Consider the following 22,602-nt stretch of genomic DNA (forward strand, 5'->3'; position numbering starts at 1 on the left):
ATGCAGGTAACACGCCGTCGTCGGCGTGCCGAGAAGGGGCGTTCCGGCCTTCTCGGCAGACTGACAGGGCGCCGGACCATGGTCACGGCCGGCATCGCCGCCGTCGCCATGGCGGCCGCGGGCACCGCTTTCGCCCAGACCGTCCGGTTCGGCACCGACCAGGTCGGCCAGGTCACCGATCAGGGCCAGGTCCTCCCCAGCGACCAGTACATCGCCCCCTACGGCGACCGCCTCGTCGTGAACAACGGCAAGATCATGTCGTCCTCGGTCAGCCCGGACGGTACCCACCTCGCGGCCTCGGTCACCGACGGTGGGAGCGCCCTGGCCGTCGTGGACCTGACGAACTGGAAGGTGCAGCAACTCGTCGGCGCCACCGCGTCGTCGAACCCGCGCATCAGCGGCAACGACGTGGGTCAGGAAGGCCCCACGTACTCGCCCGACGGCAGGCAGTTGTGGCTGGGCCAGACCGACGGCTACACCAAGTTCACCGTGCAGGCGGACGGCAGCGTCGCCGATCCGACGTTCATCAGGATCCCGGCGGACGGGGCTCAGCACGCGCTGGTCGGCGGGGCGGTGTTCTCGCCCGACGGCTCCACCGTCTACTCGGCGGTCAACGGCCAGAACCGGGTGGTCGCCATCGACGCGGCGACCGGGACCGTCGAGCGGAGCTGGGCCGTGGGCAACGCGCCGCGCGACATGGCCGAGGTCGGCGACAAGCTCTACGTCAGCAACGAGGGCGGGCGCCCGGCGAAGCCCGGCGACACCACCCTCAACTCGTACGGCACCCAGGTGTCGGCCAGCCCGGTGACCGCCGCCACCACCACCGGCACGGTCAGCGTCATCGACCTGGCGAACCCGTCCGCCGCCGTCCGCAGCATCGACGTCGGCCTGCACCCGACGGCGCTGTACGCCAAGAAGGGCGCGCTGTTCGTCACCAACACGGCCTCCAACGACGTGTCGGTCATCGACACCGCCGACGACAAGGTCGTGCAGACCATCGCCACCCAGCCGTGGCCTCAGGCGTCGGTGGGCTACGAGCCCGACGCGGTGACGCTCACCGACGACGGTCACCTGCTGGTGACGCTGGGCCGCGCCGACGCGGTCGCCGTCTACCGGTACACGTCCCCGCAGGAGCCGGTCAGCTACGTCGGCCTGCTGCCGACGGACTACTTCCCCGCGGAGATCACCACCGTCGGCAACCAGGTCGTGGTCTCCAACACCCGTGGCATCGACGCCCGCCGCCCCACCACCAGCGCCGGGCACGGCACCCACGACACGACGTCGAGCCTCCAGCGCTTCACCCTGCCGGACGACAGCGTCATCAGGTCCGAGACGGCCAAGGTCTTCAAGCAGAACGGCTGGACCAGCGGCTCGGTCGCCTCGAGCCAGGGCACGAGCCACGCGAGGCCGGTGCCGGTCCCGCAGCGGCTCGGCGACCCCTCGACGATCAAGCACGTCTTCCTGATCGTCAAGGAGAACCGGACCTACGACCAGGTCCTCGGTGACATGCCGCAGGGCAACGGCGATCCGGCGCTGACGGAGTTCGGCGAGAACGTGACGCCGAACCAGCACGCCCTGGCCAAGCAGTTCGGGCTGTACGACAACACGTACGACATCGGCACGAACTCCGCCGAGGGCCACAACTGGCTGATGCAGGCCGACGACCCGGAGTACACCGAGTCCTCGGCCGGTGAGTACGCGCGCAGCTACGACACCGAGGACGACGCCCTCGGCCACCAGCGGACCGGCTTCCTGTGGACCGGTGCGCAGGCGGCCGGGAAGTCCGTGCGGGACTTCGGCGAGTTCCAGCAGTTCCTGACCAAGCCCTCGGGCGCGAGCTGGCAGAACCTGTACTGCGACGCCAGGAACATGGACGCGACCGGGCAGGACACCGCCTACACTCTCGACTCGTCCTCGCCGATCCCGTCGCTCAACGACGTGTCGGTGCACGGCTTTCCGAAGTTCGACACCAGCGTCCCGGACCTGTACCGGTACGAGATCTGGAAGAAGGACTTCGAGAAGAACGGGCCGGCGAACCTCAACATGTTCTGGCTCTCCAGCGACCACACCGGTGGTCCGGCGAGCGCCGCCGCCCAGGTCGCCGACAACGACCTCGCCACCGGCAAGATCGTCGACGAGATCTCGCACAGCAAGTACTGGAAGGACTCGGCGGTCTTCGTCGTCGAGGACGACTCCCAGGCCGGTCTCGACCACGTCGACGGCCACCGCGCCCCGATCCAGATCATCAGCCCCTGGGCCCAGCACGGCACCGTGGACAGCCGCTACTACACGCAGATCACGGTGATCCGGACCATCGAGCAGATCCTCGGGATCCACCCGATGAACCAGAAGGACAGCGCGGCCGCCCCGATGCGGGGGGCGTTCACCCCGCACCCCGACGACACGCCGTTCAAGGCGCTGCCCAACCGGACCTCGCTGACCGACGGTCTGAGCACCCCGCCCTCCTGCGGCGTGGACACCCCGGCTCCGCAGGACCCCGCCGCCGCACCGGTGCCGGCGGCGAAGGTGCCGGCGGCCAAGCGGTCGCTCGCGGCACAGTGGAACGCCTGGAAGTCGAAGCAGCGGCTGACCGGGCCGAACGCCGTGCCCGACTACGCGAACCCCGCGCAGATGAACCACTACACCTGGTACCAGACGCACAACTGGGCGAAGCCGTACCCCGGCGAGTCCACGATCTACGCGCCGCAGAACGTGCCGGGCGCCTACCTCCCGCCGTCGGAGTCCGACGGCTGACGCAGGCCCGTCACGACGGAGCCCCTGGCCGGCGCCTGCGCCGGCCAGGGGCTCCTGTCCCCGGCCGGGATCACCCCAGCATCCGCCGCAGCGCGTCCCGCAACGCCACCCGCTCCCCCTCCGACAGCCCGGCCAGCGGCTCCCGGGCGAACCGAAGGGACTCCCGCAGACTCCGGGCGACCCGTCGCCCCTCCGCCGTCGCGGCCGCGACCTTCACACGGCGGTCCGTGGGGTCCGGCTGCCGCTCCACCAGCCCCCGCGCCTCCAGCCGGTCCACGATCCCCGTGACATTGGACGGCTCGCACTTCAGCCGCTGCGCCAGCCGCCGCATGGGCAGCGGTTCGAGGCACAGCAGGCTGAGCAGCCGCGCCTGAGCGCCCGTCAGGGCGTGCTCCGCCGCCGCCGACTCGTAGTCCTCGTGGAACCGCGCCACGACCTCCCCGATGAGCTCGACGACCTCGAGGGTCAGCGGATCGGGGCGGTTCGTCATGCTCCGGGAAGTCGGTGTGGTGGGGGCCATGCGATCGAGGGTACCCGTTTATTTGACAGCATGAAATTTTTAGGAGCATGGTTGTTTCAGGTACTGAAACATCTGCATCGAGCAAGTGAGGTAAGGCGCATCATGACCGACACCCCCGCCCTCCCCGCCGCCAGCCGCGAGTGGCACCTGCTCAGCCGCCCGGTCGGCTGGCCGAAGCCCGAGGACTTCGCCCTGGTCGAGGCGGAGGTCCCGCAGCCCGGTGAGGGGCAGGTCCTCGTCCGGAACAAGTACCTCTCCGTGGACCCGTACATGCGCGGCCGGATGAGTGCCGCGAAGTCCTACGTGGCCCCGTTCGAGCTGGGCAAGGTCATGCAGGGCGGTGCCGTCGGCGAGGTCGTGGCCTCGAACGCCGAGGGGCTGTCCGTCGGGGACCACGTGCTGCACTTCCTCGGGTGGCGCGAGTACGCCGTCGTGGCCGGGAAGAACGCCGTGAAGGTGGACCCGGACGCCGCGCCGCTGTCGACGTACCTCGGCGTGCTGGGCATGACCGGCCTCACCGCCTACGCGGGGCTGCTGCGTACCGCCGCGTTCAAGGAGGGCGACACCGTCTTCGTGTCCGGTGCCGCCGGCGCCGTGGGCGGCCAGGTCGGGCAGATCGCCAAGCTGAAGGGCGCCTCGCGGGTCATAGGGTCCGCCGGGTCGGCGGAGAAGGTGAAGCTCCTCGTCGAGGAGTACGGCTTCGACGCCGCCTTCAACTACAAGGACGGGCCCGTGAGCGAGCAGCTGCGCGCCGCCGCTCCCGACGGGATCGACGTCTACTTCGACAACGTCGGCGGTGACCACCTGGAGGCCGCCATCGGCTCGCTCAACGAGGGCGGCCGGATCGCCGTCTGCGGCATGATCTCCGTCTACAACAACACCGAGCCCGCCCCGGGCCCGAGGAACCTCGCCCGGCTGATCCAGACCCGCGGCCGCATCGAGGGCTTCCTGGTCGGGGACCACTACGACCTGCAGCAGCAGTTCGTGCGGGAAGTCGCCCCGTGGGTCGCCTCCGGCGAGCTGAAGTACCGGGAGACCGTCGTCGAGGGCATCGAGAACAACCTGGAGGCGTTCCTGGGCGTTCTGCGCGGCGACAACACCGGGAAGATGATCGTCAAGCTCTGACGCCCTGTGCTGGATTTCCGGCATGCGGTAGCTTCTTTCCGAATCCGTCCCGGCCCGGGCGCGAGCCGCGGCGGACGAGCGAAGGAACAACCGCATGCCGATCCAGCAGTCCGACGTCCTGTACACCGCCGTCGCCACCGCGGAGAACGGGCGCGACGGCCGCGTGGCCACCGATGACGGCAGGCTCGACGTCGTCGTCAACCCGCCGGAGGAGATGGGCGGCAGTGGCGCCGGAACCAACCCGGAGCAGCTGTTCGCCGCCGGGTACAGCGCCTGCTTCCAGGGCGCGCTCGGTGTCGTCGCCCGTCAGGAGGGGGCCGACCTCACCGGTTCGACCGTGACCGCGAAGGTCGGCCTCGGCAAGAACGGGGACGGGTTCGGGATCATCGTCGAGATCTCGGCCGACATCCCCGAGGTCGACCGGGCCACCGCCCGGTCGCTGATCGAGAAGGCCCACGAGGTGTGCCCCTACTCGAAGGCGACCCGCGGGAACATCACCGTGACGCTGGTCTGACGACAGCCGTTGCACAGGCGGAGGCCGCACCCCTGGACGTGGGGTGCGGCCTCCGTCCGTGCCGGGGTCAGGCGGCGAGCGCCGCCGTGTGGATCGCCCGCGCCAGGCGGTTGTTCTCCGGGGCCGCTCCACCGGGGAAGGCGAACCGGCGGCGCGTGTAGCCGTACGCCAGGCCGCTCCACGGGTCAGCGAAGGCCTGGCAACCGCTCGCGCCGCTGTGCCCGATCGTCCCGGCACCGAGGAACGGGTGCCACGTGTCAGCCGTGGTCTGGAAGCCGAGCCCGAACGACTTGTGGGCACGTGCCACCACGTCGTAGCCGACCGAGTGGAACTGGCCGAACTCCGCCACCGTGTCCGGCTTCAGCAGCGGCGCCTGCTCGCCCACCTCACTGATCGCCGCCGCGTACATCCCGGCCAGGCCCCGCGCGGACGCCACCCCGCCCACCGAGGCCGGGCCCTTGGCGCGGATCAGCGGCATGTTCGGGAGCGCGGCCAGGTCGGTCGGTTCCGTGGCGTTGCGGTTGAAGGCGATCGAGGTGAGCGAGTGCGGGCCCGTGGGCGCGGCGTCGAGGAGGGCCTGCTCGTCCGCAGTCGGCGCCATCGGCTGGGTGGTGCGGAAGCGGGGCTCCTGGGGTGCGGGCAGGCCCAGGTGGAAGTCCAGGGCGTACGGGGTCCGGATCCGCTCCTGGTAGACCTCCTGGAGTGTGCGGCCCGTGGCGCGCCGGACGACCTCGCCGACCAGGGCGCCGCTGACCAGCGCGTGATAGCCGAACGCCGTGCCCGGACGCCAGAACGGCCGTTGGTCGGCGAGGCGTTCGGCGAGCTGGCGGTCGTCGGCCAGTTCCCCGAGGGTGAAGCCGCTGTCCGTGCCGACCACGCCCGCCCGGTGCGCCAGCAGGTCGCGCAGGGTCAGCGCGCCCTTGCCCTCGGCCGCGAACTCCGGCCAGTAGTACGTCACCTTGCGGTCCAGTTCCAGGGTGCCGTCCTGGACCAGGAGGGCCACGACCAGGTAGGCGGCGCCCTTCGTGGACGAGAACACACCGTAGAGGGCGTCCGCGTCGGTCCCCGCCCACAGGTCGACGACCTTCCGGCCGTGGACGTAGGCGCACAGCTGGCCCTCGTAGTCGGCCCGTTCCCCGGCCACGAACGCGGCGAACTCCTCGCGCACCCCCTCGAAGCCGTCGGCCACCGTGCCGTGGATCTCCTGCGTCATCCGCTCTCCTCAACTGAACTGCTGTGTGCCACTGTGAACAATGCCCTCGCCACCTGAGCGAATTCCCCCTTGGGGTGGCCCCGGAAGAGTGGCTCGGTGCCGAACAGGACCGTGTGACCTCCGCTGACCACCGAGGCCTGCCCCGAAGCTCCGGCCGGGCCGCCGGTGCCGTCCCGGAGCGGGCGCCAGTGTCCGGAGAGCAGCAAATTCCCGGTCGCGTACGACTGTTCCGCGCGGACGCCCGGGCCCAGGTCGGTGAACCAGAGCGGGGCGTAGACGAAGCCGTGGTCCGGTGCGCCGCGCGTGACGCCGCCCGAGTTCGTCACCCTCACGACGCCGTTCGCGTCCGGGTTGCCCGCCACCGGCTTGACGGCCAGCAGGTCCGCAGCCGCGTTCAGGGCGGCCCCGGTCCCGCCCCGGCCGACCAGTCCGTGGTCGTCGAGGAAGCTGTCCAGGGCCGCGCGGGCGGGGGCGGTCAGCCGGGCGTGGTCCAGGCCCGCGGACACGAACAGCACGTCCGTGCCGGACCAGTCGAAGCCCGCGTTCAGCACGGCCGTCGAGACCGGTGTGACGTCGAAGTCCATCTCCCGCAGCGCGAACAGCTCACCCGGTGTGACGGCCGCCGCGACGCGGAGGCGGTGCAGGGGCGCGCCGCCGGTGAGCCGCGTGGCCGTGAAGGAGACGTCGTGGGCGCGGGCGGCCGCGAGCGCCTGCCGGCGGGCCGACGCCGGGACGATCGCGCTGCCGTCCGGTGCCTGCCGTACCCGGACGCCGTTCCGCAGCAGGGAGTTGAGGGCCGCGATCTCACGCGGGTCGGTCAGCCGCAGGCGGAGGTCGCCGCGGGCGGGCACGTGGGCGACCGGGGCGGCCTCCCCGACCGAGCGCAGCGGCGCGCCCTTCAGACTGCCCGACGGCACCGGCTCGACCGTGGCGCCCCACAACCGGCCCAGGCTCCAGCCGGAGATGTCGTACATCACCGAGACCTTGTCGCTGATGTCCCGGCCGTCGGCCAGCAGCACGTTCGCCATGCCGCGCTTGGGCTGGTGCAGGTCGACGACGTAGGAGCCCCCGGGGTAGGTCCGCCCGGCGAGGCGGAAGGAGCGGGTGGCGCGGGTGACGCGGACGTCGTTGGCGAGGAGGTGGTCGACCAGTCGCGCCGCGGCCGGCGCCGAGCGCTGGGTGCGGGAGTCGCCGGTCGGGATGACGTAGGCGCGCGGGAACGTGGTCGTGTAGACGTCCTCCGGACCGATACCGGGGACACCGGGGACCGTTGCCGGCGACACCGGCACCTGTGGGGCGCCCGTCGCGCCCCGCCGGAAGACCTCGATCTGGTCGGCGACGAGGGTGCCGCGGTGCTCCCGGACGTGGTCCAGGGTCGCGCGGATCGCCGCGCCCGCCACGGCGGTGTTGATCGCCGAGCGGCGGCGCAGCTCCGGGACGGGCAGTTCGTCGTACTCCTCGTTGTTCACCGCCAGCGGGATCTCCACCGTGTGGGCGGCCACCGTGCCGTGGAAGGCCGCGTACTGCGGGGTGAAGATCGGCGGCCAGTCGTCCCAGCCCTCCTCCTGGTCGCGGAAGGGGATCTGGGCCGGTTCCACCCCGTCCTTCGCGGGCGTGTGGCCGAGGGCGTTGACGGCGGACTCCATGCCGAGGGCGTTGGCGTAGCTGTTCTTCAGGAAGAGGTCGTACTCGTAGTTCTCGCCGTGCGGGGGAGTGGTGGGCTCGATGAGGGTGCCGTTGACGTAGCCGTGCAGGTCGAGCAGGACGGCCGGCTGCTTGTCGAGCTCGATCTGCCGCATCGCGCGGGTCTCGGGCTGGGAGGCGGTCACGAAGTCGCGGTTCAGGTCGAAGCCGTTCGCGTTGGCGCGGGTGCCGGCGATACGGCCGTCCGGGTTGGCCGTGATGTTGAAGTACAGGCGGCTGTGCGCGAGGAGGTCCCTGGTCCTGGCGTCCTCGGCGGTCGCGAGCCGCTCGACGATCTTCAGGGAGGCGTCCGTGCCCTCCCACTCGTTGCCGTGGATGTTGCTGTTGACGAAGACCGGAGTCTTGTAATGGCGCTTGATCTCACGGGACTTGGCCGCGGTCGCGGGCGCGTTCTCGATCAGGTCGCGCATCCTCTCCTGGGCGCGGGCCTGGCGGGTGGTCTCCGGGGCGGTGACGGTGACGAGGTAGAGCCGGTGGCCGCCGGCCGAGCGGCCCGTCACCTCCACGCTCACCCGGTCGCCCAGGCGTTGCAGGGCGTTCAGCTTCGGCGCGATCGCGTGGTAGGGGGTCAGTCCCAGCTTCAGGGACTTGTCGCCGGGGTTCTCCGGGTCGGGGGAGAGGGTCTGGCGGCGGGGGTAGCCGCGGGTCGCGCTGCCGGCGGAGATCTCTGCGGTCAGGGCTCGTTGGGCCGTGCTCTCGGGTGTCCGGGCCGCGTGGTGGTCGACGGCGGCACCCTCGCGGGTGACCGGCTTGGGATCCGCGCCGGCGGTTCCGGGGGCGAGCAGGAGTGAGCCCGCCGTGGCGAGGCTGAGGGTGACGATCACTGCAGGTCTCGCAGGAACGGTTCTCGTGGTGCGCACGCGTACCTCCTGAGGGGCTTCCTGAGATCGGTACGGCGAGGTGTACCGGTTCGACTCAACGGCAACAAGGGCGCGTTGGTGTCGCCGGTGACCCGGACGGCCCCTCCGGCACAGCCGCGACCCACCGGTCCGGACGGGGGTCGCGGCTGTGCCGCCGGTGTGACCGGAGCGCGTCAGAGCGCGACCCCTGCCCCCGGTAGGGTCTTCCCATGCGCGATCTCGGGGTTGGTTTCCGGTACCTCATGAAGGGCCAGCGATGGGTGGCCCGGCACGGCAAGAGTTACGGCTTCGGGCTGCTCCCCGGCCTGATCACCCTCGTCCTGTACGCGGCGGCGCTCGTCGCGCTGGCGCTGTGGGGCGAGGACACCGTCGCCTGGGCGACACCGTTCGCCGACGACTGGTCGAGCCCGTGGCCCGGCCTCTTCCGCGGCTTCCTGACCGCCGTGCTGTTCGCCCTCGCCCTGCTCCTCGCCGTCGTGACGTTCACCGCGGTGACGCTGCTGATCGGGCAGCCCTTCTACGAGAACCTCTCCGAGAAGGTCGACCGGGACGTGTCCCCGGACGGCCATGCCCCCGAGTCGGGCCTGCCGCTCTGGCGGGAGCTGTGGATCTCCGCCCGCGACAGCCTCCGCATCGTGCTGCGGGCCGCCCTGTGGGGTGTGCTGCTGTTCGCGTGCGGCTTCGTCCCGGTGGTCGGCCAGACGGTCGTCCCGGTGATCGGGTTCTTCGTCACCGGGTTCTTCCTCACCGAGGAACTGACCGCCGTCGCCCTCCAGCGCCGCAGTGTCGAACTGCGCACCCGGCTCAGCCTGCTGCGCTCCCGCAAGACCCTGGTCTGGGGCTTCGGAACGCCCCTCGCCGTGGCCTTCCTGGTGCCGTTCGTCGCGGTGTTCCTGATGCCGGGCGCGGTCGCGGGCGCCACGCTCATGGCGCGTGACCTGCTGGGCGAGGAGATCCGAGAAGGCGGCGAGGAGGGCGACCAGCCCGTCACGACCCTTCCGCAGCCACCTTCAGGATCGTCCTCACCTGCGTGATGGTCTCCGGCCGGTTCCGAAAGGCCGCGATCCCGAGTTCTTCGCGTGCCGCCGAGGCAGGATGAGGACGTACATCGACTTCAACCAGGAGGCCGACGTGGCGGATACAGCACGGGCGACGCAGGACGCGGCGCGCGAGGCGGCCGTCGAGGCGGCCCTCGGCACGCTCGACCTGGACGCCAAGGCACGGCTGCTGGCCGGCCAGGACGCGTGGAGCCTGCCCGCGCTGCCGGAGGCGGGCCTCACGTCGCTGGTCATGTCCGACGGCCCGATCGGCGTCCGCGGGGTGCACTGGAGCGCCGACGACCCTCCCGTCGCCCTCCCGTCGCCCACCGCCCTCGCCGCCACCTGGGACCCCGCCCTCGCCCACCGGGCCGGGGTGCTGCTCGCCCAGGAGGGCCGCCGCAAGGGCGTCCACGTCCTGCTCGCCCCCACGGTCAACCTGCACCGCTCCCCGCTGGGCGGCCGCCACTTCGAGGCCTACAGCGAGGACCCGTACCTGACCGGCAGGATCGGCACCGAGTACGTCCGCGGCGTCCAGTCCGGCGGCGTCGGCACCACCGTCAAGCACTTCGTCGCCAACGACGCCGAGACCGACCGCCCGACCGTCAACAACCTCGTCGGCGAACGCGCCCTGCGCGAGCTGTCTGGCCCCCTTCGAGGCGATCGTCGTGCGCCGTCGCCGCCGCCAACCCGAACACGGTCGTGGTCGTCGACTCCGGCTCCCCGGTGGAACTGCCGTGGCGCGACGACGTCGCCGCCGTGCTCTTGTCCTGGTTCCCCGGCCAGGAGGGCGGCGCGGCCCTCGCGGACGTCCTCACCGGCGCGCACGAGCCCGGCGGCCGCCTGCCCACCACATGGGGCTCCCTGGCTGACGCCCCGGTCACCCAGGTCGTCCCGGAGAACGGTGAACTCCACTACGACGAGGGCGTCTTCATCGGCTACCGCGCCTGGGAGAAGCACGGCCGCACCCCCGCCTACCCCTTCGGCCACGGCCTGGGCCACACCGACTGGACCTACGACGCGGTCGAGGTGGACGGGACCGCCGAAATGACCACCGTCACGGTCCGCCTCCGCAACACCGGCGACCGGCCCGGCCGCGAGGTCGTCCAGCTCTACCTCGCCCCCGGCGAGCCCGACCCCACCCGCCCGGCCCGCTGGCTGGCCGGCTTCGCGGGTGTCGAGGCCCGACCCGGCGAGAGCACCGAGGCGACCGTCGAACTGCCGCGCCGTGCCTTCGAGATCTGGGACGAGACGACCATGTCGTGGTCGTTTGTGAAGGGTTCGTACGAGATCCAGGCCGGGCGCTCGATCACGGACCGCAGGATCACCGCGACGATTAGCGTCTGATCCGGGACAAGTTCCCCACCCAGCAGCCCCGGCCCGGGACCTGACCTCCGGACCGGGGCTCGCGGTCCTCCGGTCACAGGGTGGCCCGGGCGCGCTCAGCGCGTGCCGAACCCGTACACCGTCTCCGAGCGGTACACCTCGCCCGGCCGCAGCACGGTCGTCGGGAACTCCGGCCGGTTCGGTGAGTCGGGGAAGTGCTGGGTCTCCAGAGCGATGCCGTCACCGGGCGCGAAGGGCTCGCCCAGATGTTCGGCGGTGTACAGCTGGAGACCCGGCTCGGTCGTCGCCACCGTCATCACCCGTCCGGACGCCGGGTCGCGCAGTTCGGCGACCTCCACCGCGGTCGCCGTCACGCCCTTGTCGAACACGAAGTTGTGGTCGTAGCCGGAGCCGATCTTGCGGGCCTCGCGGAAGTCGAAGCGGGTGCCGGCCACCTCGTCCAGGCTCCCGGTGGGGATCAGGTCCGCGTCGACCGGTGTGTACCGGGAGGCGGCCAGCCGCAGCTCATGGCCGCCCGCCTCACCGGAACCGGCCAGGTTGAAGTAGCTGTGGTTCGTCAGGTTCACCACGGTCGGCGCGTCCGCCACGGCCTCGTACGCGATCCGCAGGGCGCCGCTCTCCTGGAGCGTGTACGTCGCCGAGACCTCCAGCCGTCCCGGGAAACCCTCCTCGCCGTGCGGACTGAGCCGCGAGAGCCGCACCCCGTGCTCGACCGGCGCGGCGTCCCACACCCGCTTGTCGAAGCCGCATCCCCCGCCGTGCAGCGAGTTCGGCCCGTTGTTCGGTTCCAGCGTGTACATCCGCCCGTCCAGCGCGAAGCGCCCACCGGCGATCCGGTTGGCGTACCGCCCGACCAGGGCGCCGAGGTACGGCTCCGGGTGCGCGAGATACCCGTCGAGGTCCGGGAACCCCAGCACCACGCTCCCGGCCGGCCCTCCCCCACTCTCGGCTGCGCTCGAGCGGGCGGAGCCCCATCGGTCCGGCACTTCCACGGACTGCACGATTCCGCCGTACGTCAGGACCCGCACCCGTACGCCCGCCCGCTCCAGGGTCCAGCGGTGCACCGGGGTCCCGTCGGGAAGTGTGCCGAAGAGTTCGTTCATGTGCGGAACTCTAGTCAGGGGTTTTTCGCGGTGACGGTGCGGTAGGCGATCTCCGCCAACCGGGCCTGTCCGTTCACACTGGGATGGAAGTAGTCCCAGCGGCTCAACTGGGCGGTGCCGAAACGGTAGTCGTACACCGCGCCCCCGTCGTACCGGCACCGCTCGTCCTCGGCGCAGACCTCCCTCAGGACCTTGTTGTAGTCCTCCACGCGCTTTTGCACCGTGTTCCGCCGCAGGTTCGCCGTCGCGTCCAGGCGGTCCGCGTCTGCCAGCATCGACGGGCAGATGCCCAGCTTCCACACCTGCCGGCCCATCGGGCTGGTACGGCCCTCGGACCACAGCCGCTTCAGGTTCGGCACGCTGGCCACGAACACCTGCGCCTTCGGCAGGGCCTTGCGCAGGCTGCGCAGGGCGTCCTCGAAGTCGGCACGGAAGGCGGAGACCGGGGTCATCGCCGAGGGCGTGGCCCTGCAGGCGTCGTTCGCCCCGACCATCACCGTCACCAGCTGCGGTTTCCGCCGCACCGCCTGGGCCACCTGCCCGGGCAGATCGGCCATCCGCGCCCCGGTCACGGCGTGGTTCCAGCTCCGCTCGGCGGCCCCGGTCCGCCCCAGCAGCCGTACGGCGAGCGAGTCGACCTCGGGGCTGGCACCGGTCGCCCAGGACGCCTCCGGACAGTCCGACAGCACGTCACAGGCGTCGAACCCGCGCGTGATGGAGTCACCCACGGCCGCGACGGAGGCGGGGCTGCGGTCCCAGAGAGGCGTCGGCTTCGGGGACGGCCTGGCGGCATCGGACGGGGCGGGGGAGTCGCCCCCCACGGCATCACACCCGGCCACACCCACCACGGCAGCCGCGACCGCGGCGACAACGCCCCGTGAGCGGTGGCCTCGCTTCGGCATCCCTGGTCCGTCCCCTCTGCGCGCCGTGCCTGTCTCCCCAACCCATGACAACGCACGAGGGTTCCCGGCCGATCAGGTGCAACGGCTCACACCCGTACAAGCGTCCCCCTGGGTGAATGGCGGGCGTTTCCCGGCACCGGGACCGACCGTACGTCACACTCCTTGCGTCACCGCACGGTAGCCTCGCCATCAACGTGACCCGCCCGGTCACAGCCGTTCCGCCCGTTTCCAAGATGTCCCGCTCTGCCCGGAGGTTCCGGTGACGACACGTGGAGTTCTGTACGTGCACTCCGCGCCGCGCGCGCTGTGCCCGCACGTCGAGTGGGCCGTCGCCGGGGTGCTCGGCACACGCGTCAGCCTGGACTGGATCCGTCAGCCCGCCGCGCCGGGCACCTGGCGCTCGGAGTTCTCCTGGCAGGGGCAGGCGGGCACGGCCTCCAAACTCGCCTCCGCGCTGCGCGGCTGGCACCTGCTCCGCTTCGAGGTCACCGCGGAACCCTGCTCCACCGCCGAGGGCGAACGCTACAGCTGCACCCCCGACCTGGGCATCTTCCACGCCGTCACCGGCATCCACGGCGACATCCTCATCCCCGAGGACCGCCTGCGCGCGGCGCTGAAGCGTTCCCAGCGGGGCGAGACCGACCTGGAAGCCGAGCTGAACAAACTCCTGGGCAAGCCCTGGGACGACGAGCTGGAGCCGTTCCGCCACGCAGGCGAAGGCGCCCCGGTCCGCTGGCTCCACCAGGTGGTGTGATCTTCGCTTCGCGCGTACGAAAGGGCCCCCACCGAAAGGTGGGGGCCCTTCACGTCGTACGTGCGGGGAGCCAGTCCTCTCAGACGGTCCGGAACGCCAGCACCACGTTGTGCCCACCGAACCCGAACGAGTCGTTCAGCGCGGCGATACGGCCCTCGACCGGCAGCTTCCGCGCCTCACCGCGGACCACGTCCGCGTTCGCCTCGGCCTCCGGGTCGAGGTTCTCCACGTTGATCGTCGGCGGAGCCACCCGGTGGTACAGCGCGAGCACCGTCGCCACGGTCTCCACACCACCGGCACCACCCAGCAGATGCCCGGTCATCGACTTCGTCGCGGACACCGCGATGTGGTCGGTGTCGTCACCGAACACCTTGCGCAGCGCCTTCAGCTCGGCGATGTCACCGGCCGGCGTCGACGTCGCGTGCGCGTTGACGTGCACGATCTCCGCCGGATCGAGGTCGGTCCGCTCCATCAGGTTCTGCAGGGCGTACGAGATGCCCCGCCCCTCCGGCTCCGGCTGCACGATGTCGTGGCTGTCGGCGGAGATGCCCTGCCCGACCGCCTCGGCGTACACCCGGGCACCACGCCTGGCGGCGTGCTCGGCGGACTCCAGGACGACGACGCCGGCGCCCTCACCGAGGACGAAGCCGTCACGGGCGACGTCGTAGGGGCGCGACGCGCCCTGCGGGTCGTCGTTGTTCTTGGACATCGCCATCATGTTGCCGAACGCGGCGATGGGCAGCGGGTGGATCGCCGCCTCCGTGCCACCCGCGACGACGACGTCGGCGCGGCCGGTGCGGATCATCTCGATGGCGTAGCCGATGGCCTCGGCGCCCGAGGCGCAGGCGGAGACCGGCGTGTGCACGCCCGCCCGGGCCCCCACGGCCAGTCCCACGTTGGCCGAAGGACTGTTGGGCATCAGCATGGGCACGGTGTGCGGGGAGACGCGGCGGACGCCCTTCTCCTTCAGCACGTCGTACTGGTCGAGCAGGGTAGTCACCCCGCCGATACCGGAGGCGATGACCGCGCCCAGCCGGTCGGGGTCGATGTTCTGGTCCTCGCCGGCCTTGGCTTCGAAACCGGCGTCGGCCCAGGCCTCCTTGGCCGCGACCAGCGCGAACTGCGCCGAGCGGTCCAGTCGGCGGGCCTGCGGTCGCGGGATGACCTCGGTCGGCTCCACGGCGACCGGGGCCGCGATCTTGACGGCCTGGTCGGCCGCCCACTCCTGCTCCAGGGGCTTGACGCCGGAACGTCCGGCGATCAGGCCCTCCCAGGTAGAGGCTGCGTCGCCACCCAGCGGTGTGGTTGCGCCGATACCGGTGACGACCACGGTGCGATTGGTCGAGCTCACGGGAATTCTTTCTCCAACGGATCCGAGGGATTAAGCGGCGCCACCGCCGGGTGGCGGGGCAGTCAGCCCGTAGGCCTGATCGGTCGATCAGCCCTGGTGCTTGAGGATGTAGTCGGTCGCGTCACCGACGGTCTTGAGGTTCTTGACGTCCTCGTCGGGGATCTTGACGTCGAAGCGCTCTTCGGCGGCGACGACGACCTCGACCATGGACAGCGAGTCGACGTCCAGGTCGTCGGTGAAGGACTTGTCCAGCTGGACGTCCTCAACCGGGATGCCGGCGATCTCGTTCACGATCTCGGCGAGACCGGCGACGATCTCTTCCTGAGTGGCGGCCATGTTGGCGCTCCTTCGTAGATATCCAGAGGGTGTGGCAGGTGGTTCTTCCCGTCCCGGACCGCATGATCCGGCACGGAGTGCCTAGGGGAGGGTAACGACAGTCGCGGCGTAGACGAGACCCGCCCCGAAGCCGATGACGAGCGCGGTGTCGCCGCTCTTCGCCTCGCCGGTCGCCAGGAGCCGCTCCATCGCGAGCGGAATCGAGGCGGCCGAGGTGTTGCCGGTGGTGCGGATGTCACGCGCGACCGTGACGTGTTCCGGCAGTTTCAGCGTCTTCACCATCGAGTCGATGATCCGCACGTTGGCCTGGTGCGGGATGAAGACATCCAGATCGTCCACGGTGATCCCGGCCGCGTCCAGCGCCTGCTGGGCGACCTTCGCCATCTCGAACACGGCCCAGCGGAACACCGCCTGGCCTTCCTGGGTGATCGCGGGGAACTTCTCGACCGTACCGTCGCGGTAGTCCGTCCACGGCACGGTCTGCTTGATGGTCTCGGACTTGTCGCCCTCGGAGCCCCACACGGTCGGGCCGATCGCGGGCTCCTCGGACGGGCCGACCACGACCGCGCCGGCGCCGTCGCCGAACAGGAAGGCCGTCGCCCGGTCCTCCAGGTCGGTCAGGTCGCTCAGCCGCTCGACACCGATCACCAGGACGTACTCCGCCGAGCCCTCGACGACCATGCCCTTGGCGAGGGTGAGGCCGTAGCCGAAGCCCGCGCAGCCCGCCGAGATGTCGAAGGCGGCGGCCTTGTCGGTGCCCAGCTTGTCGGCGATCTCGGTGGCGACGGCCGGGGTCTGCTTGAAGTGCGAGACGGTCGAGACGATCACGCCGCCGATCTGCTCGACGGAGATGCCCGCGTCCGCGACGGCCTTGCCGGACGCCTCGATCGACATCGCGGCGACGGTCTCCTCGTCGGAGGCCCAGTGCCGCGTCTCGATGCCGGAGCGCGAGCGGATCCACTCGTCGGACGACTCGATCGTCTCCAGGATCACCTCGTTCGGCACGACCCGGGTCGGGCGGTAGCCGCCGACGCCGAGGATGCGCGCGTACGGGGCGCCCTTGCTGGGCTTGATCTTCGCCATGCTCTCCGGCTCCTTGTCAGGCACCCGCCGCGTCAGCGGCAGGTGTTGGCGTCTCGGCGATGAGCTCGCGAGCCGCGTCGAGGTCGGCGGGGGACTTCAGCGCCAGCGTCCTCACCCCGGGCAGGGCCCGCTTGGCGAGCCCGGTGAGGGTGCCGCCCGGGCACACCTCGATCAGGGCCGTGACACCGAGTTCCTTGAAGGTCTCCATGCACAGGTCCCAGCGGACCGGGTTGGCGACCTGGCCGACCAGACGCTCCAGCACCTCGGCGCCGGCGGCGACGGTCCGCCCGTCCTTGTTGGAGACGTAGGCGAGCGCGGGGTCGGCCGGCGTCAGGGCCTCGGCGGCCTTCGCCAGCGCGTCGACCGCGGGGGCCATGTGGTGGGTGTGGAACGCGCCGGCGACCTTCAGCGCCACGACCTTGCGCACGCCCTCGGGCTTGTCCGCCTCCAGCGCGGCGAGCTGCTCCTTGGTGCCGGCCGCGACGATCTGGCCCGCGCCGTTGATGTTCGCCGGGGTCAGGCCCAGCTTCTCCAGGTGCGGGAGCGTCACGTCCGGGTCCCCGCCGAGCAGCGCGGCCATGCCGGTCTCGGTGACGGCGGCCGCCTCGGCCATGGCCAGGCCACGCGTGCGGACCAGGCGGAGCGCCTCGTCGTGCGGGAGGACCCCGGCGAGCGAGGCCGCGGTGATCTCGCCGACGCTGTGCCCGGCGATGGCACCGACCTTGTGGGGCAGGTCCGCCGGGTCCTCGAACAGCAGGGACGCGGACGCCAGTCCGGCCGCGACCAGCAGCGGCTGCGCCACCGCGGTGTCGCGGATCTCCTCCGCGTCTGCCTCGGTGCCGTAACGGATCAGGTCGAGTCCCGCGGCGTCGGACCAGGCCTCGAGGGCACCGCGAACACCGGGGAGGTCGAGCCATTCAGTCAGGAAGCCGGGCGTCTGGGCGCCCTGGCCGGGAGCGACGAGTACGAGCACTCTCACACTCTCTCTTGGGTACGGGCACGGCCGCCCGTGGGGACAGGGACGAAGAACACGAGGGGGTTTTGTCGAGCTTCGACAAAACCTTAGGGCTGGAGATCTCCATCGACCAGACGCCCCAGGATCAGCGCGATCCGCAGCGTGAACGCAGAGCGTACATCGGAGGGTGACCAGCCGGTGACGTCAGTCACACGTCGAAGCCGGTAGCGGACGGTGTTGGGATGCACGAACAGCATCCGCGCGGCCCCCTCGAGGCTGCTGGCCTGTTCCAGATAGACGCTGAGGGTTTCCAGGAGCGCCGCCCCGGCCTCCTCCAGCGGTCTGTAGATCTCCTCCACCAGCTGCTCACGGGCCGTGGGGTCGCCGGCCATCGCCCGCTCCGGGAGCAGATCGTCGGCGAGGACCGGGCGCGGAGCGTCCTGCCAGGCGGAACACGCCTTGAGGCCCGCGGCGGCGGCCTGCGCGGACCGGGTCGCGGTCAGCAGGTCGGGTACGACGGGGCCCGCGACGACCGGTCCGGCGGCGAACGGGCCGATGAGCGACTTGGCCACGGCCAGCGGGTTGTCGCTGCCGCCCGCGATGACGACCAGCCGGTCCCCGAGGACCCCGGTCAGCACCTGGAGCTTGGCGTGCCGGGCGGCGCGCCGTATCGCCTCGACGGTCAGCTCGCTGTCCCCGTCGGGCGCCGTCCCGAGCACCACGCACACGTGCTCGGGCGAGTTCCACCCGAGGGCGGCGGCCCGGGACACGGCGCCCTCGTCGGCCTCGCCGCTGAGCACGGCGTTCACGACCAGGGACTCCAGCCGGGCGTCCCAGGCGCCGCGTGCCTCGGCGGCCTGCGCGTACACCTGGGCGGTGGCGAAGGCGATCTCCCGGGCGTAGACGAGCAGCGCCTCGCGCAGCACGCTCTCGTCGCCCGGGGCCGCGACCTCGTCGATCGCGGACTCCATGACCTCGATGGTGGTGCGCACCATCTCCACCGTCTGCCGCAGCGTGATCGCCCGGGTCAGCTCGCGCGGGGCGGTACCGAACACGTCGGTGGAGATGGCCTGCGGGGCGTCCGGGCGCCGGAACCACTCGGTGAACGCGGCGATGCCCGCCTGCGCGACCAGACCGATCCAGGAACGGTTCTCCGGGGGCATGGCCCGGTACCAGGGCAGCGTCTCGTCCATCCGCGCGATGGCCTGCGCGGCGAGCGATCCGGACGACTTCTCCAGCCGCTTCAGCGTGGCGGCATGGGGGTGGACGTCGTGCGCTGCGGCTGCGCTCTTGCTGGTTTCGGGTTCGGGCACGGGACAAGACTGCCTTATCCGGACGGGAAGGTGCGCCGCCGGGTCTACGGTGGACTCCGTGATGGACGTGAGGCGCGCGGACGAGCGCTACCCAGGAGGGGATCCGGCCGCAGGCATCGACAGCCGGCACGCCTTCTCCTTCGGGTCCCACTACGACCCGGACAACCTCCGTTTCGGCGCGGTGCTCGCCTGCAACGAGGAGCGGCTGGCGCCCGGTGCCGGCTTCGACGAGCACCCGCACAGCCACACCGAGATCGTGACGTGGGTGGTGGCGGGCGAGCTGACGCACCGGGACTCCACCGGGCACGAGTCCGTCGTACGCCACGGGGACGTCCAGCGGCTCAGCTCGGCGGGCGGGGTGCGCCATGTGGAGCGCAACGACGGCCCGGGGCCCCTGACCTTCATCCAGATGTGGCTGGCCCCGCGCCGACCCGGCGGCGACCCGTTCTACGAGGTCGTCCACGGCATCGCCGACTCCACCCCCTACGCCGTCCCCGAGGCCGGCGCGATGCTGCACGTGCGGCGGCTGGCGGCGGGGGAGCGGACGGCGGTGCCGGACGGGGCGTACGTCTACGTGCACGTCGTACGCGGTGAGGTGCGCCTGGACGGCGAGGAACTGCACGCCGGCGACGCGGCCCGCATCACCGACGCCGAGGGACTGGAGGCCGAGGGCGTCACCGAGGCGGAGCTGCTGGTCTGGGAGATGACCTGAGAGCCGGGCCCTCCGCCGGCGGCGGGGGGCCTCCTAGAGTTCCGCCAGCACCGCGTCCGTGAACGCCGGCCACGCCTCGATCGCCCACGGCCCGAACGCGCGGTCCGTCAGCGCCACGCACGCGGCCCGTGCGTCGGGATCGACCCACAGGAACGTACCGGACTGACCGAAATGCCCGGCCGTGCGCGGGGAGGACGAAGCGCCCGTCCAGTGCGGCGACTTGGAGTCGCGGATCTCGAAGCCGAGTCCCCAGTCGTTGGGGTTCTGGTGGCCGTAGCCCGGCAGGACGCCCTTCGTGCCCGGGTAGTGCACCGTCATCGCCTCGGCGACCGTGCGCGGATCCAGCAGCCGCGGCGCATGTACCTCGGCGGCGAACCGCAGCAGATCCTCCACCGTGGACACACCGTCCTTGGCCGGAGAGCCCTCCAGGGTCGTCGAGGTCATGCCCAGCGGCTCCAGCACGGCCTGCCGCAGGTACTCGGCGAACGGGATGTCGGTCGCCTTCGCGACATGATCGCCCAACTGCTCGAAGCCGGCGTTGGAGTACAACCGCCGCTCACCCGGCGCGGCCGTGATCTTGTGCTCGTCGAAGGCGAGGCCCGAGGTGTGCGCGAGCAGGTGCCGGACCGTCGACCCGGTGGGGCCCGCGGGCTCGTCGAACTCGATCGCGCCCTCCTCGTACGCCACGAGCACCGCGTAGGCGGCCAGCGGCTTGGTCACCGACGCGAGCGGGAACCGCTGCCCGGCCGGGCCGTGGGTACCGAGGACGGTGCCGTCCGCCCGTACGACACCCGCCGCAGCGGTGGAAACCGGCCAGTTCTCGATCAGCGCGAGGCTCTTCAGCGACATGCGTTCGAGCCTATGCGCTCACAGCGTGAGTTCCAGCAAGGGGTTGGGCTTGGGCCGGAAACCGAGGGAGACGTACAGCGGCTCGGCCTCCGGCGAGGCGGTGAGCTGCACGCGCCGGGCGCCGCGCTCGCGGAACCATTCCAGCAGGGTCCGCATGCACGCGCGGGCGTACCCGCGGCGCCGGGCGTCGGGGTCGGTGGCCACGCTGAACACGAACCCCACCATGCCCTGCGGATCGCCCGACTTGCCGATCCGGTAGTCGGTCGTCCCGGCGACCAGCGAGGCGAGTGCGCCCGGCCGCTCCGGGTGGTCCACGACGAACGCCACGAAGTCGCCGTCCGGCTCGCCCAGTTCGGCCTTCAGGGTGGGCAGGGACTCCCCGTGCCAGTGGGTGGACGAATCGGACGCGAACATCGAGTCGATCATGATCTGACGCAGACGCAGGACTTCCTCGACGTCCTCGGGCAGGGCACGGCGTACGAGACTCATGGCTCCGTACGCTAACCAGCCGGATCAAGAGGCGTCCTGCCGATTTCTTACCGTCGGCGCTTGCTTGGAGTGCACTCCAAGGTCCTAGCGTGGGGGTCATGACGGTGATGGAGACCACGGGGGCCAGGGCCGACACCTGCGCCGGCCCGCCGCAGCAGAACCGGCGTCCGGACGGCGAGGACCGCTACACGATCAGCGAGGTCGTCGCCCTGACCGGCCTGACGGCACACACCCTGCGCTGGTACGAGCGCATCGGCCTGATGCCGCACATCGACCGGTCCCACACCGGCCAGCGCCGCTACACCAACCGCGACCTCGACTGGCTCGACCTCGTCGGCAAGCTCCGCCTGACGGGCATGCCGGTCGCCGACATGGTCCGGTACGCGGAACTGGTGCGCGAGGGCGACCACACCTACGGCGAGCGCTTCGAGTTGCTGAAGACGACCCGCGAGGACGTCCTGGCAAGGATCGACGAGCTCCGGGGCACGCTCGCCGTGCTCGACCGGAAGATCAGTTTCTACGCGGACGCCGGGCGTGCCCCGGCGTCGGAGAGGTCCCGATGACGGACGGCAGGATCACGACGGCGAAGCTCGGCGGCAACGGCCCGGAGGTGGGTGTCCAGGGCCTCGGCTGCATGGGCATGAGCTTCGGCTACGGCCCCGCGGACGCGGACGCGTCCCGGGCGACGCTGGAACGCGCACTCGAACTGGGTGTCACCCTCTACGACACGGCCGACGCCTACGGCGCCGGCGAGAACGAGCGGTTCCTGGCGCCGTTCTTCAAGGCACACCGCGACGAGGTCGTCATCGCGACCAAGTTCGCCCTGTCGATCCCCCCGGACGACCCGACCCGGCGTATCGTCCGCAACGACCCGCCCTACATCCGCCAGGCCGTCGAGGCGAGCCTGAAGCGCCTGGACGTCGACGTCATCGACCTCTACTACATGCACCGGCGCGATGTGAACGTGCCGATCGAGGAGAGCGTCGGCACCATGGCCGACCTGGTCCGCGAGGGCAAGGTCAAGCACCTCGGCCTGAGCGAGGTCACAGCCGCCGAACTCCGGGCCGCCCACGCCGTCCACCCCATCGCCGCCGTGCAGTCGGAGTGGTCCCTGTTCAGCCGCGACATCGAGACGCATGTCGTCCCCGCGGCCCGCGAACTGGGCGTGGCGCTCGTCGCGTACTCGCCCCTCGGCCGCGGTTTCCTCACCGGCTCGTTCACCAACGCCGACCAGGACCTGACCCCGGACGACTTCCGCCGCCAGCAGCCCCGCTTCACGGGCGACAACGCGACGGCCAACGCGGCCCTCCTGGAACTCATCCGCTCGGTGGCCAAGGCCCACGACGCCTCCCTCGGCCAGATCGCCCTGGCGTGGGCCCAGCAGCAGGCGACGATCCACGACCTGCCGGTCATCCCGATCCCGGGCACCCGCAAGCCGACGAGGGTCGAGGAGAACGCGGCGGCGACGAGGATCGTCCTGACGGACGAACAACTGGACCTGCTGAACGGAATCGCGGCCCAGGTGGCGGGTACCCGCTATGCGGACATGGCCTTCACCTCCGCGGGCAGGGAGTAGGGGAGTACGCCAGGGACGCGGGGCTGTGTCGATGTGCGGCTCCGCCGCGTGAGCGCGACCAGCCACGCACACCCCGCGCCCGCCCACGTGCGGGATCCCTCGGAC

20 protein-coding genes and 1 pseudogene are annotated in these 22,602 nt (G+C 71.3%); 9 read left to right on the top strand and 12 right to left on the bottom strand.

Translation table 11 applies throughout. The features are described from left to right. On the top strand, positions 1-2,754 hold the full coding sequence (locus tag ACWD1U_RS05765; RefSeq protein ID WP_451104736.1) for a bifunctional YncE family protein/alkaline phosphatase family protein: 2,754 nt from the start codon (positions 1-3) through the stop codon (positions 2,752-2,754). Positions 2,755-2,824: 70 nt separating this feature from the next. Here ACWD1U_RS05765 and ACWD1U_RS05770 read toward each other — a convergent pair whose 3' ends face one another. Continuing rightward, positions 2,825-3,274, bottom strand: a complete 450-nt coding sequence (locus ACWD1U_RS05770) for a MarR family winged helix-turn-helix transcriptional regulator (protein WP_451104738.1) — start codon at positions 3,272-3,274, stop codon at positions 2,825-2,827. Positions 3,275-3,376: 102 nt separating this feature from the next. Here ACWD1U_RS05770 and ACWD1U_RS05775 point away from each other — a divergent pair, with 102 nt between their 5' ends. Continuing rightward, a complete protein-coding gene (locus ACWD1U_RS05775) occupies positions 3,377-4,399 on the top strand; it encodes an NADP-dependent oxidoreductase (protein WP_451104739.1) in 1,023 nt (340 codons plus the stop codon). A gap of 94 nt (positions 4,400-4,493) precedes the next feature. Further along, a complete protein-coding gene (locus ACWD1U_RS05780; RefSeq protein ID WP_451104741.1) occupies positions 4,494-4,913 on the top strand; it encodes an organic hydroperoxide resistance protein in 420 nt (139 codons plus the stop codon). Positions 4,914-4,980: 67 nt separating this feature from the next. Here the strand turns inward: ACWD1U_RS05780 and ACWD1U_RS05785 are convergent, their stop codons facing one another. Continuing rightward, positions 4,981-6,126, bottom strand: coding sequence for a serine hydrolase domain-containing protein (locus ACWD1U_RS05785; RefSeq protein ID WP_451104742.1), 1,146 nt, complete (start codon positions 6,124-6,126; stop codon positions 4,981-4,983). After that, on the bottom strand, positions 6,123-8,690 hold the full coding sequence (locus tag ACWD1U_RS05790) for a M14 family zinc carboxypeptidase (RefSeq protein WP_451104744.1): 2,568 nt from the start codon (positions 8,688-8,690) through the stop codon (positions 6,123-6,125). The genes ACWD1U_RS05785 and ACWD1U_RS05790 overlap by 4 nt, the downstream gene beginning before the upstream one ends. A 209-nt stretch (positions 8,691-8,899) precedes the next feature. On the opposite strand from ACWD1U_RS05790, the gene ACWD1U_RS05795 reads away from it, so the two are divergent. Together ACWD1U_RS05795 and ACWD1U_RS05800 are read left to right on the top strand one after the other, a co-directional pair. Continuing rightward, on the top strand, positions 8,900-9,724 hold the full coding sequence (locus ACWD1U_RS05795; RefSeq protein WP_451104746.1) for an EI24 domain-containing protein: 825 nt from the start codon (positions 8,900-8,902) through the stop codon (positions 9,722-9,724). A gap of 61 nt (positions 9,725-9,785) precedes the next feature. Continuing rightward, positions 9,786-11,074, top strand: a pseudogene (locus ACWD1U_RS05800) (glycoside hydrolase family 3 C-terminal domain-containing protein). 95 nt (positions 11,075-11,169) lie between these two features. Here the strand turns inward: ACWD1U_RS05800 and ACWD1U_RS05805 are convergent. Both ACWD1U_RS05805 and ACWD1U_RS05810 read right to left on the bottom strand, forming a co-directional pair. Continuing rightward, entirely contained in the window at positions 11,170-12,177 is a 1,008-nt protein-coding gene (locus tag ACWD1U_RS05805; protein ID WP_451104748.1) for an aldose epimerase family protein, read from the bottom strand. A gap of 14 nt (positions 12,178-12,191) precedes the next feature. After that, positions 12,192-13,079, bottom strand: a complete 888-nt coding sequence (locus ACWD1U_RS05810) for an SGNH/GDSL hydrolase family protein (protein WP_451104750.1) — start codon at positions 13,077-13,079, stop codon at positions 12,192-12,194. A gap of 259 nt (positions 13,080-13,338) precedes the next feature. Between ACWD1U_RS05810 and ACWD1U_RS05815 the strand changes: the two genes are divergently transcribed. After that, positions 13,339-13,833, top strand: coding sequence for a DUF3145 domain-containing protein (locus ACWD1U_RS05815; RefSeq protein WP_451104752.1), 495 nt, complete (start codon positions 13,339-13,341; stop codon positions 13,831-13,833). A gap of 79 nt (positions 13,834-13,912) precedes the next feature. Here the strand turns inward: ACWD1U_RS05815 and fabF are convergent, their stop codons facing one another. From fabF to fasR, 5 genes are all read right to left on the bottom strand, one after another. Continuing rightward, the gene (gene fabF / locus ACWD1U_RS05820) at positions 13,913-15,184 is read right to left on the bottom strand and encodes a beta-ketoacyl-ACP synthase II (RefSeq protein ID WP_451104753.1); all 1,272 of its coding nucleotides are present in this window, start codon (positions 15,182-15,184) and stop codon (positions 13,913-13,915) included. Positions 15,185-15,271: 87 nt separating this feature from the next. Next, positions 15,272-15,520, bottom strand: a complete 249-nt coding sequence (locus ACWD1U_RS05825) for an acyl carrier protein (RefSeq protein ID WP_003989952.1) — start codon at positions 15,518-15,520, stop codon at positions 15,272-15,274. A gap of 81 nt (positions 15,521-15,601) precedes the next feature. Then, a complete protein-coding gene (locus tag ACWD1U_RS05830; protein WP_451104755.1) occupies positions 15,602-16,603 on the bottom strand; it encodes a beta-ketoacyl-ACP synthase 3 in 1,002 nt (333 codons plus the stop codon). 16 nt (positions 16,604-16,619) lie between these two features. Next, a complete protein-coding gene (locus ACWD1U_RS05835; protein WP_451104757.1) occupies positions 16,620-17,576 on the bottom strand; it encodes an ACP S-malonyltransferase in 957 nt (318 codons plus the stop codon). Between the two features lie 89 nt (positions 17,577-17,665). Further along, positions 17,666-18,871, bottom strand: coding sequence for a fatty acid biosynthesis transcriptional regulator FasR (fasR, locus tag ACWD1U_RS05840; RefSeq protein WP_451104759.1), 1,206 nt, complete (start codon positions 18,869-18,871; stop codon positions 17,666-17,668). Positions 18,872-18,932: 61 nt separating this feature from the next. On the opposite strand from fasR, the gene ACWD1U_RS05845 reads away from it, so the two are divergent. Next, entirely contained in the window at positions 18,933-19,583 is a 651-nt protein-coding gene (locus ACWD1U_RS05845; RefSeq protein ID WP_451105031.1) for a pirin family protein, read from the top strand. Between the two features lie 33 nt (positions 19,584-19,616). Here ACWD1U_RS05845 and ACWD1U_RS05850 read toward each other — a convergent pair whose 3' ends face one another. Continuing rightward, positions 19,617-20,432: a serine hydrolase domain-containing protein gene (locus ACWD1U_RS05850; RefSeq protein WP_451104761.1), complete on the bottom strand. Its 816-nt coding sequence runs from the start codon at positions 20,430-20,432 to the stop codon at positions 19,617-19,619. Positions 20,433-20,450: 18 nt separating this feature from the next. Continuing rightward, positions 20,451-20,921, bottom strand: coding sequence for a GNAT family N-acetyltransferase (locus tag ACWD1U_RS05855; protein ID WP_451104763.1), 471 nt, complete (start codon positions 20,919-20,921; stop codon positions 20,451-20,453). 98 nt (positions 20,922-21,019) lie between these two features. On the opposite strand from ACWD1U_RS05855, the gene ACWD1U_RS05860 reads away from it, so the two are divergent. Both ACWD1U_RS05860 and ACWD1U_RS05865 read left to right on the top strand, forming a co-directional pair. Further along, positions 21,020-21,484 carry a MerR family transcriptional regulator gene (locus tag ACWD1U_RS05860; RefSeq protein ID WP_451104765.1) on the top strand — a complete coding sequence of 155 codons (465 nt, stop codon included), beginning with the start codon at positions 21,020-21,022 and terminating at the stop codon, positions 21,482-21,484. After that, on the top strand, positions 21,481-22,497 hold the full coding sequence (locus tag ACWD1U_RS05865) for an aldo/keto reductase (protein ID WP_451104767.1): 1,017 nt from the start codon (positions 21,481-21,483) through the stop codon (positions 22,495-22,497). The genes ACWD1U_RS05860 and ACWD1U_RS05865 overlap by 4 nt, the downstream gene beginning before the upstream one ends. Positions 22,498-22,602 lie beyond the last annotated feature (105 nt).

This window comes from Streptomyces sp. NPDC002788, from assembly GCF_053592115.1.

What these genes read in the sequence shown, in the direction of transcription:
- ACWD1U_RS05860 (WP_451104765.1), top strand. Translation starts at nt 21,020, where the DNA reads ATGACGGTGATGGAGACCACGGGGGCCAGGGCCGACACCTGCGCCGGC.
- ACWD1U_RS05845 (WP_451105031.1), top strand. Translation starts at nt 18,933, where the DNA reads ATGGACGTGAGGCGCGCGGACGAGCGCTACCCAGGAGGGGATCCGGCC.
- ACWD1U_RS05765 (WP_451104736.1), top strand. Translation starts at nt 1, where the DNA reads ATGCAGGTAACACGCCGTCGTCGGCGTGCCGAGAAGGGGCGTTCCGGC.
- ACWD1U_RS05825 (WP_003989952.1), bottom strand. Translation starts at nt 15,520, where the DNA reads ATGGCCGCCACTCAGGAAGAGATCGTCGCCGGTCTCGCCGAGATCGTG.
- ACWD1U_RS05805 (WP_451104748.1), bottom strand. Translation starts at nt 12,177, where the DNA reads ATGAACGAACTCTTCGGCACACTTCCCGACGGGACCCCGGTGCACCGC.
- ACWD1U_RS05810 (WP_451104750.1), bottom strand. Translation starts at nt 13,079, where the DNA reads ATGCCGAAGCGAGGCCACCGCTCACGGGGCGTTGTCGCCGCGGTCGCG.
- ACWD1U_RS05850 (WP_451104761.1), bottom strand. Translation starts at nt 20,432, where the DNA reads ATGTCGCTGAAGAGCCTCGCGCTGATCGAGAACTGGCCGGTTTCCACC.
- ACWD1U_RS05795 (WP_451104746.1), top strand. Translation starts at nt 8,900, where the DNA reads ATGCGCGATCTCGGGGTTGGTTTCCGGTACCTCATGAAGGGCCAGCGA.
- ACWD1U_RS05785 (WP_451104742.1), bottom strand. Translation starts at nt 6,126, where the DNA reads ATGACGCAGGAGATCCACGGCACGGTGGCCGACGGCTTCGAGGGGGTG.
- ACWD1U_RS05865 (WP_451104767.1), top strand. Translation starts at nt 21,481, where the DNA reads ATGACGGACGGCAGGATCACGACGGCGAAGCTCGGCGGCAACGGCCCG.
- ACWD1U_RS05775 (WP_451104739.1), top strand. Translation starts at nt 3,377, where the DNA reads ATGACCGACACCCCCGCCCTCCCCGCCGCCAGCCGCGAGTGGCACCTG.
- ACWD1U_RS05780 (WP_451104741.1), top strand. Translation starts at nt 4,494, where the DNA reads ATGCCGATCCAGCAGTCCGACGTCCTGTACACCGCCGTCGCCACCGCG.
- ACWD1U_RS05855 (WP_451104763.1), bottom strand. Translation starts at nt 20,921, where the DNA reads ATGAGTCTCGTACGCCGTGCCCTGCCCGAGGACGTCGAGGAAGTCCTG.
- ACWD1U_RS05770 (WP_451104738.1), bottom strand. Translation starts at nt 3,274, where the DNA reads ATGGCCCCCACCACACCGACTTCCCGGAGCATGACGAACCGCCCCGAT.
- ACWD1U_RS05830 (WP_451104755.1), bottom strand. Translation starts at nt 16,603, where the DNA reads ATGGCGAAGATCAAGCCCAGCAAGGGCGCCCCGTACGCGCGCATCCTC.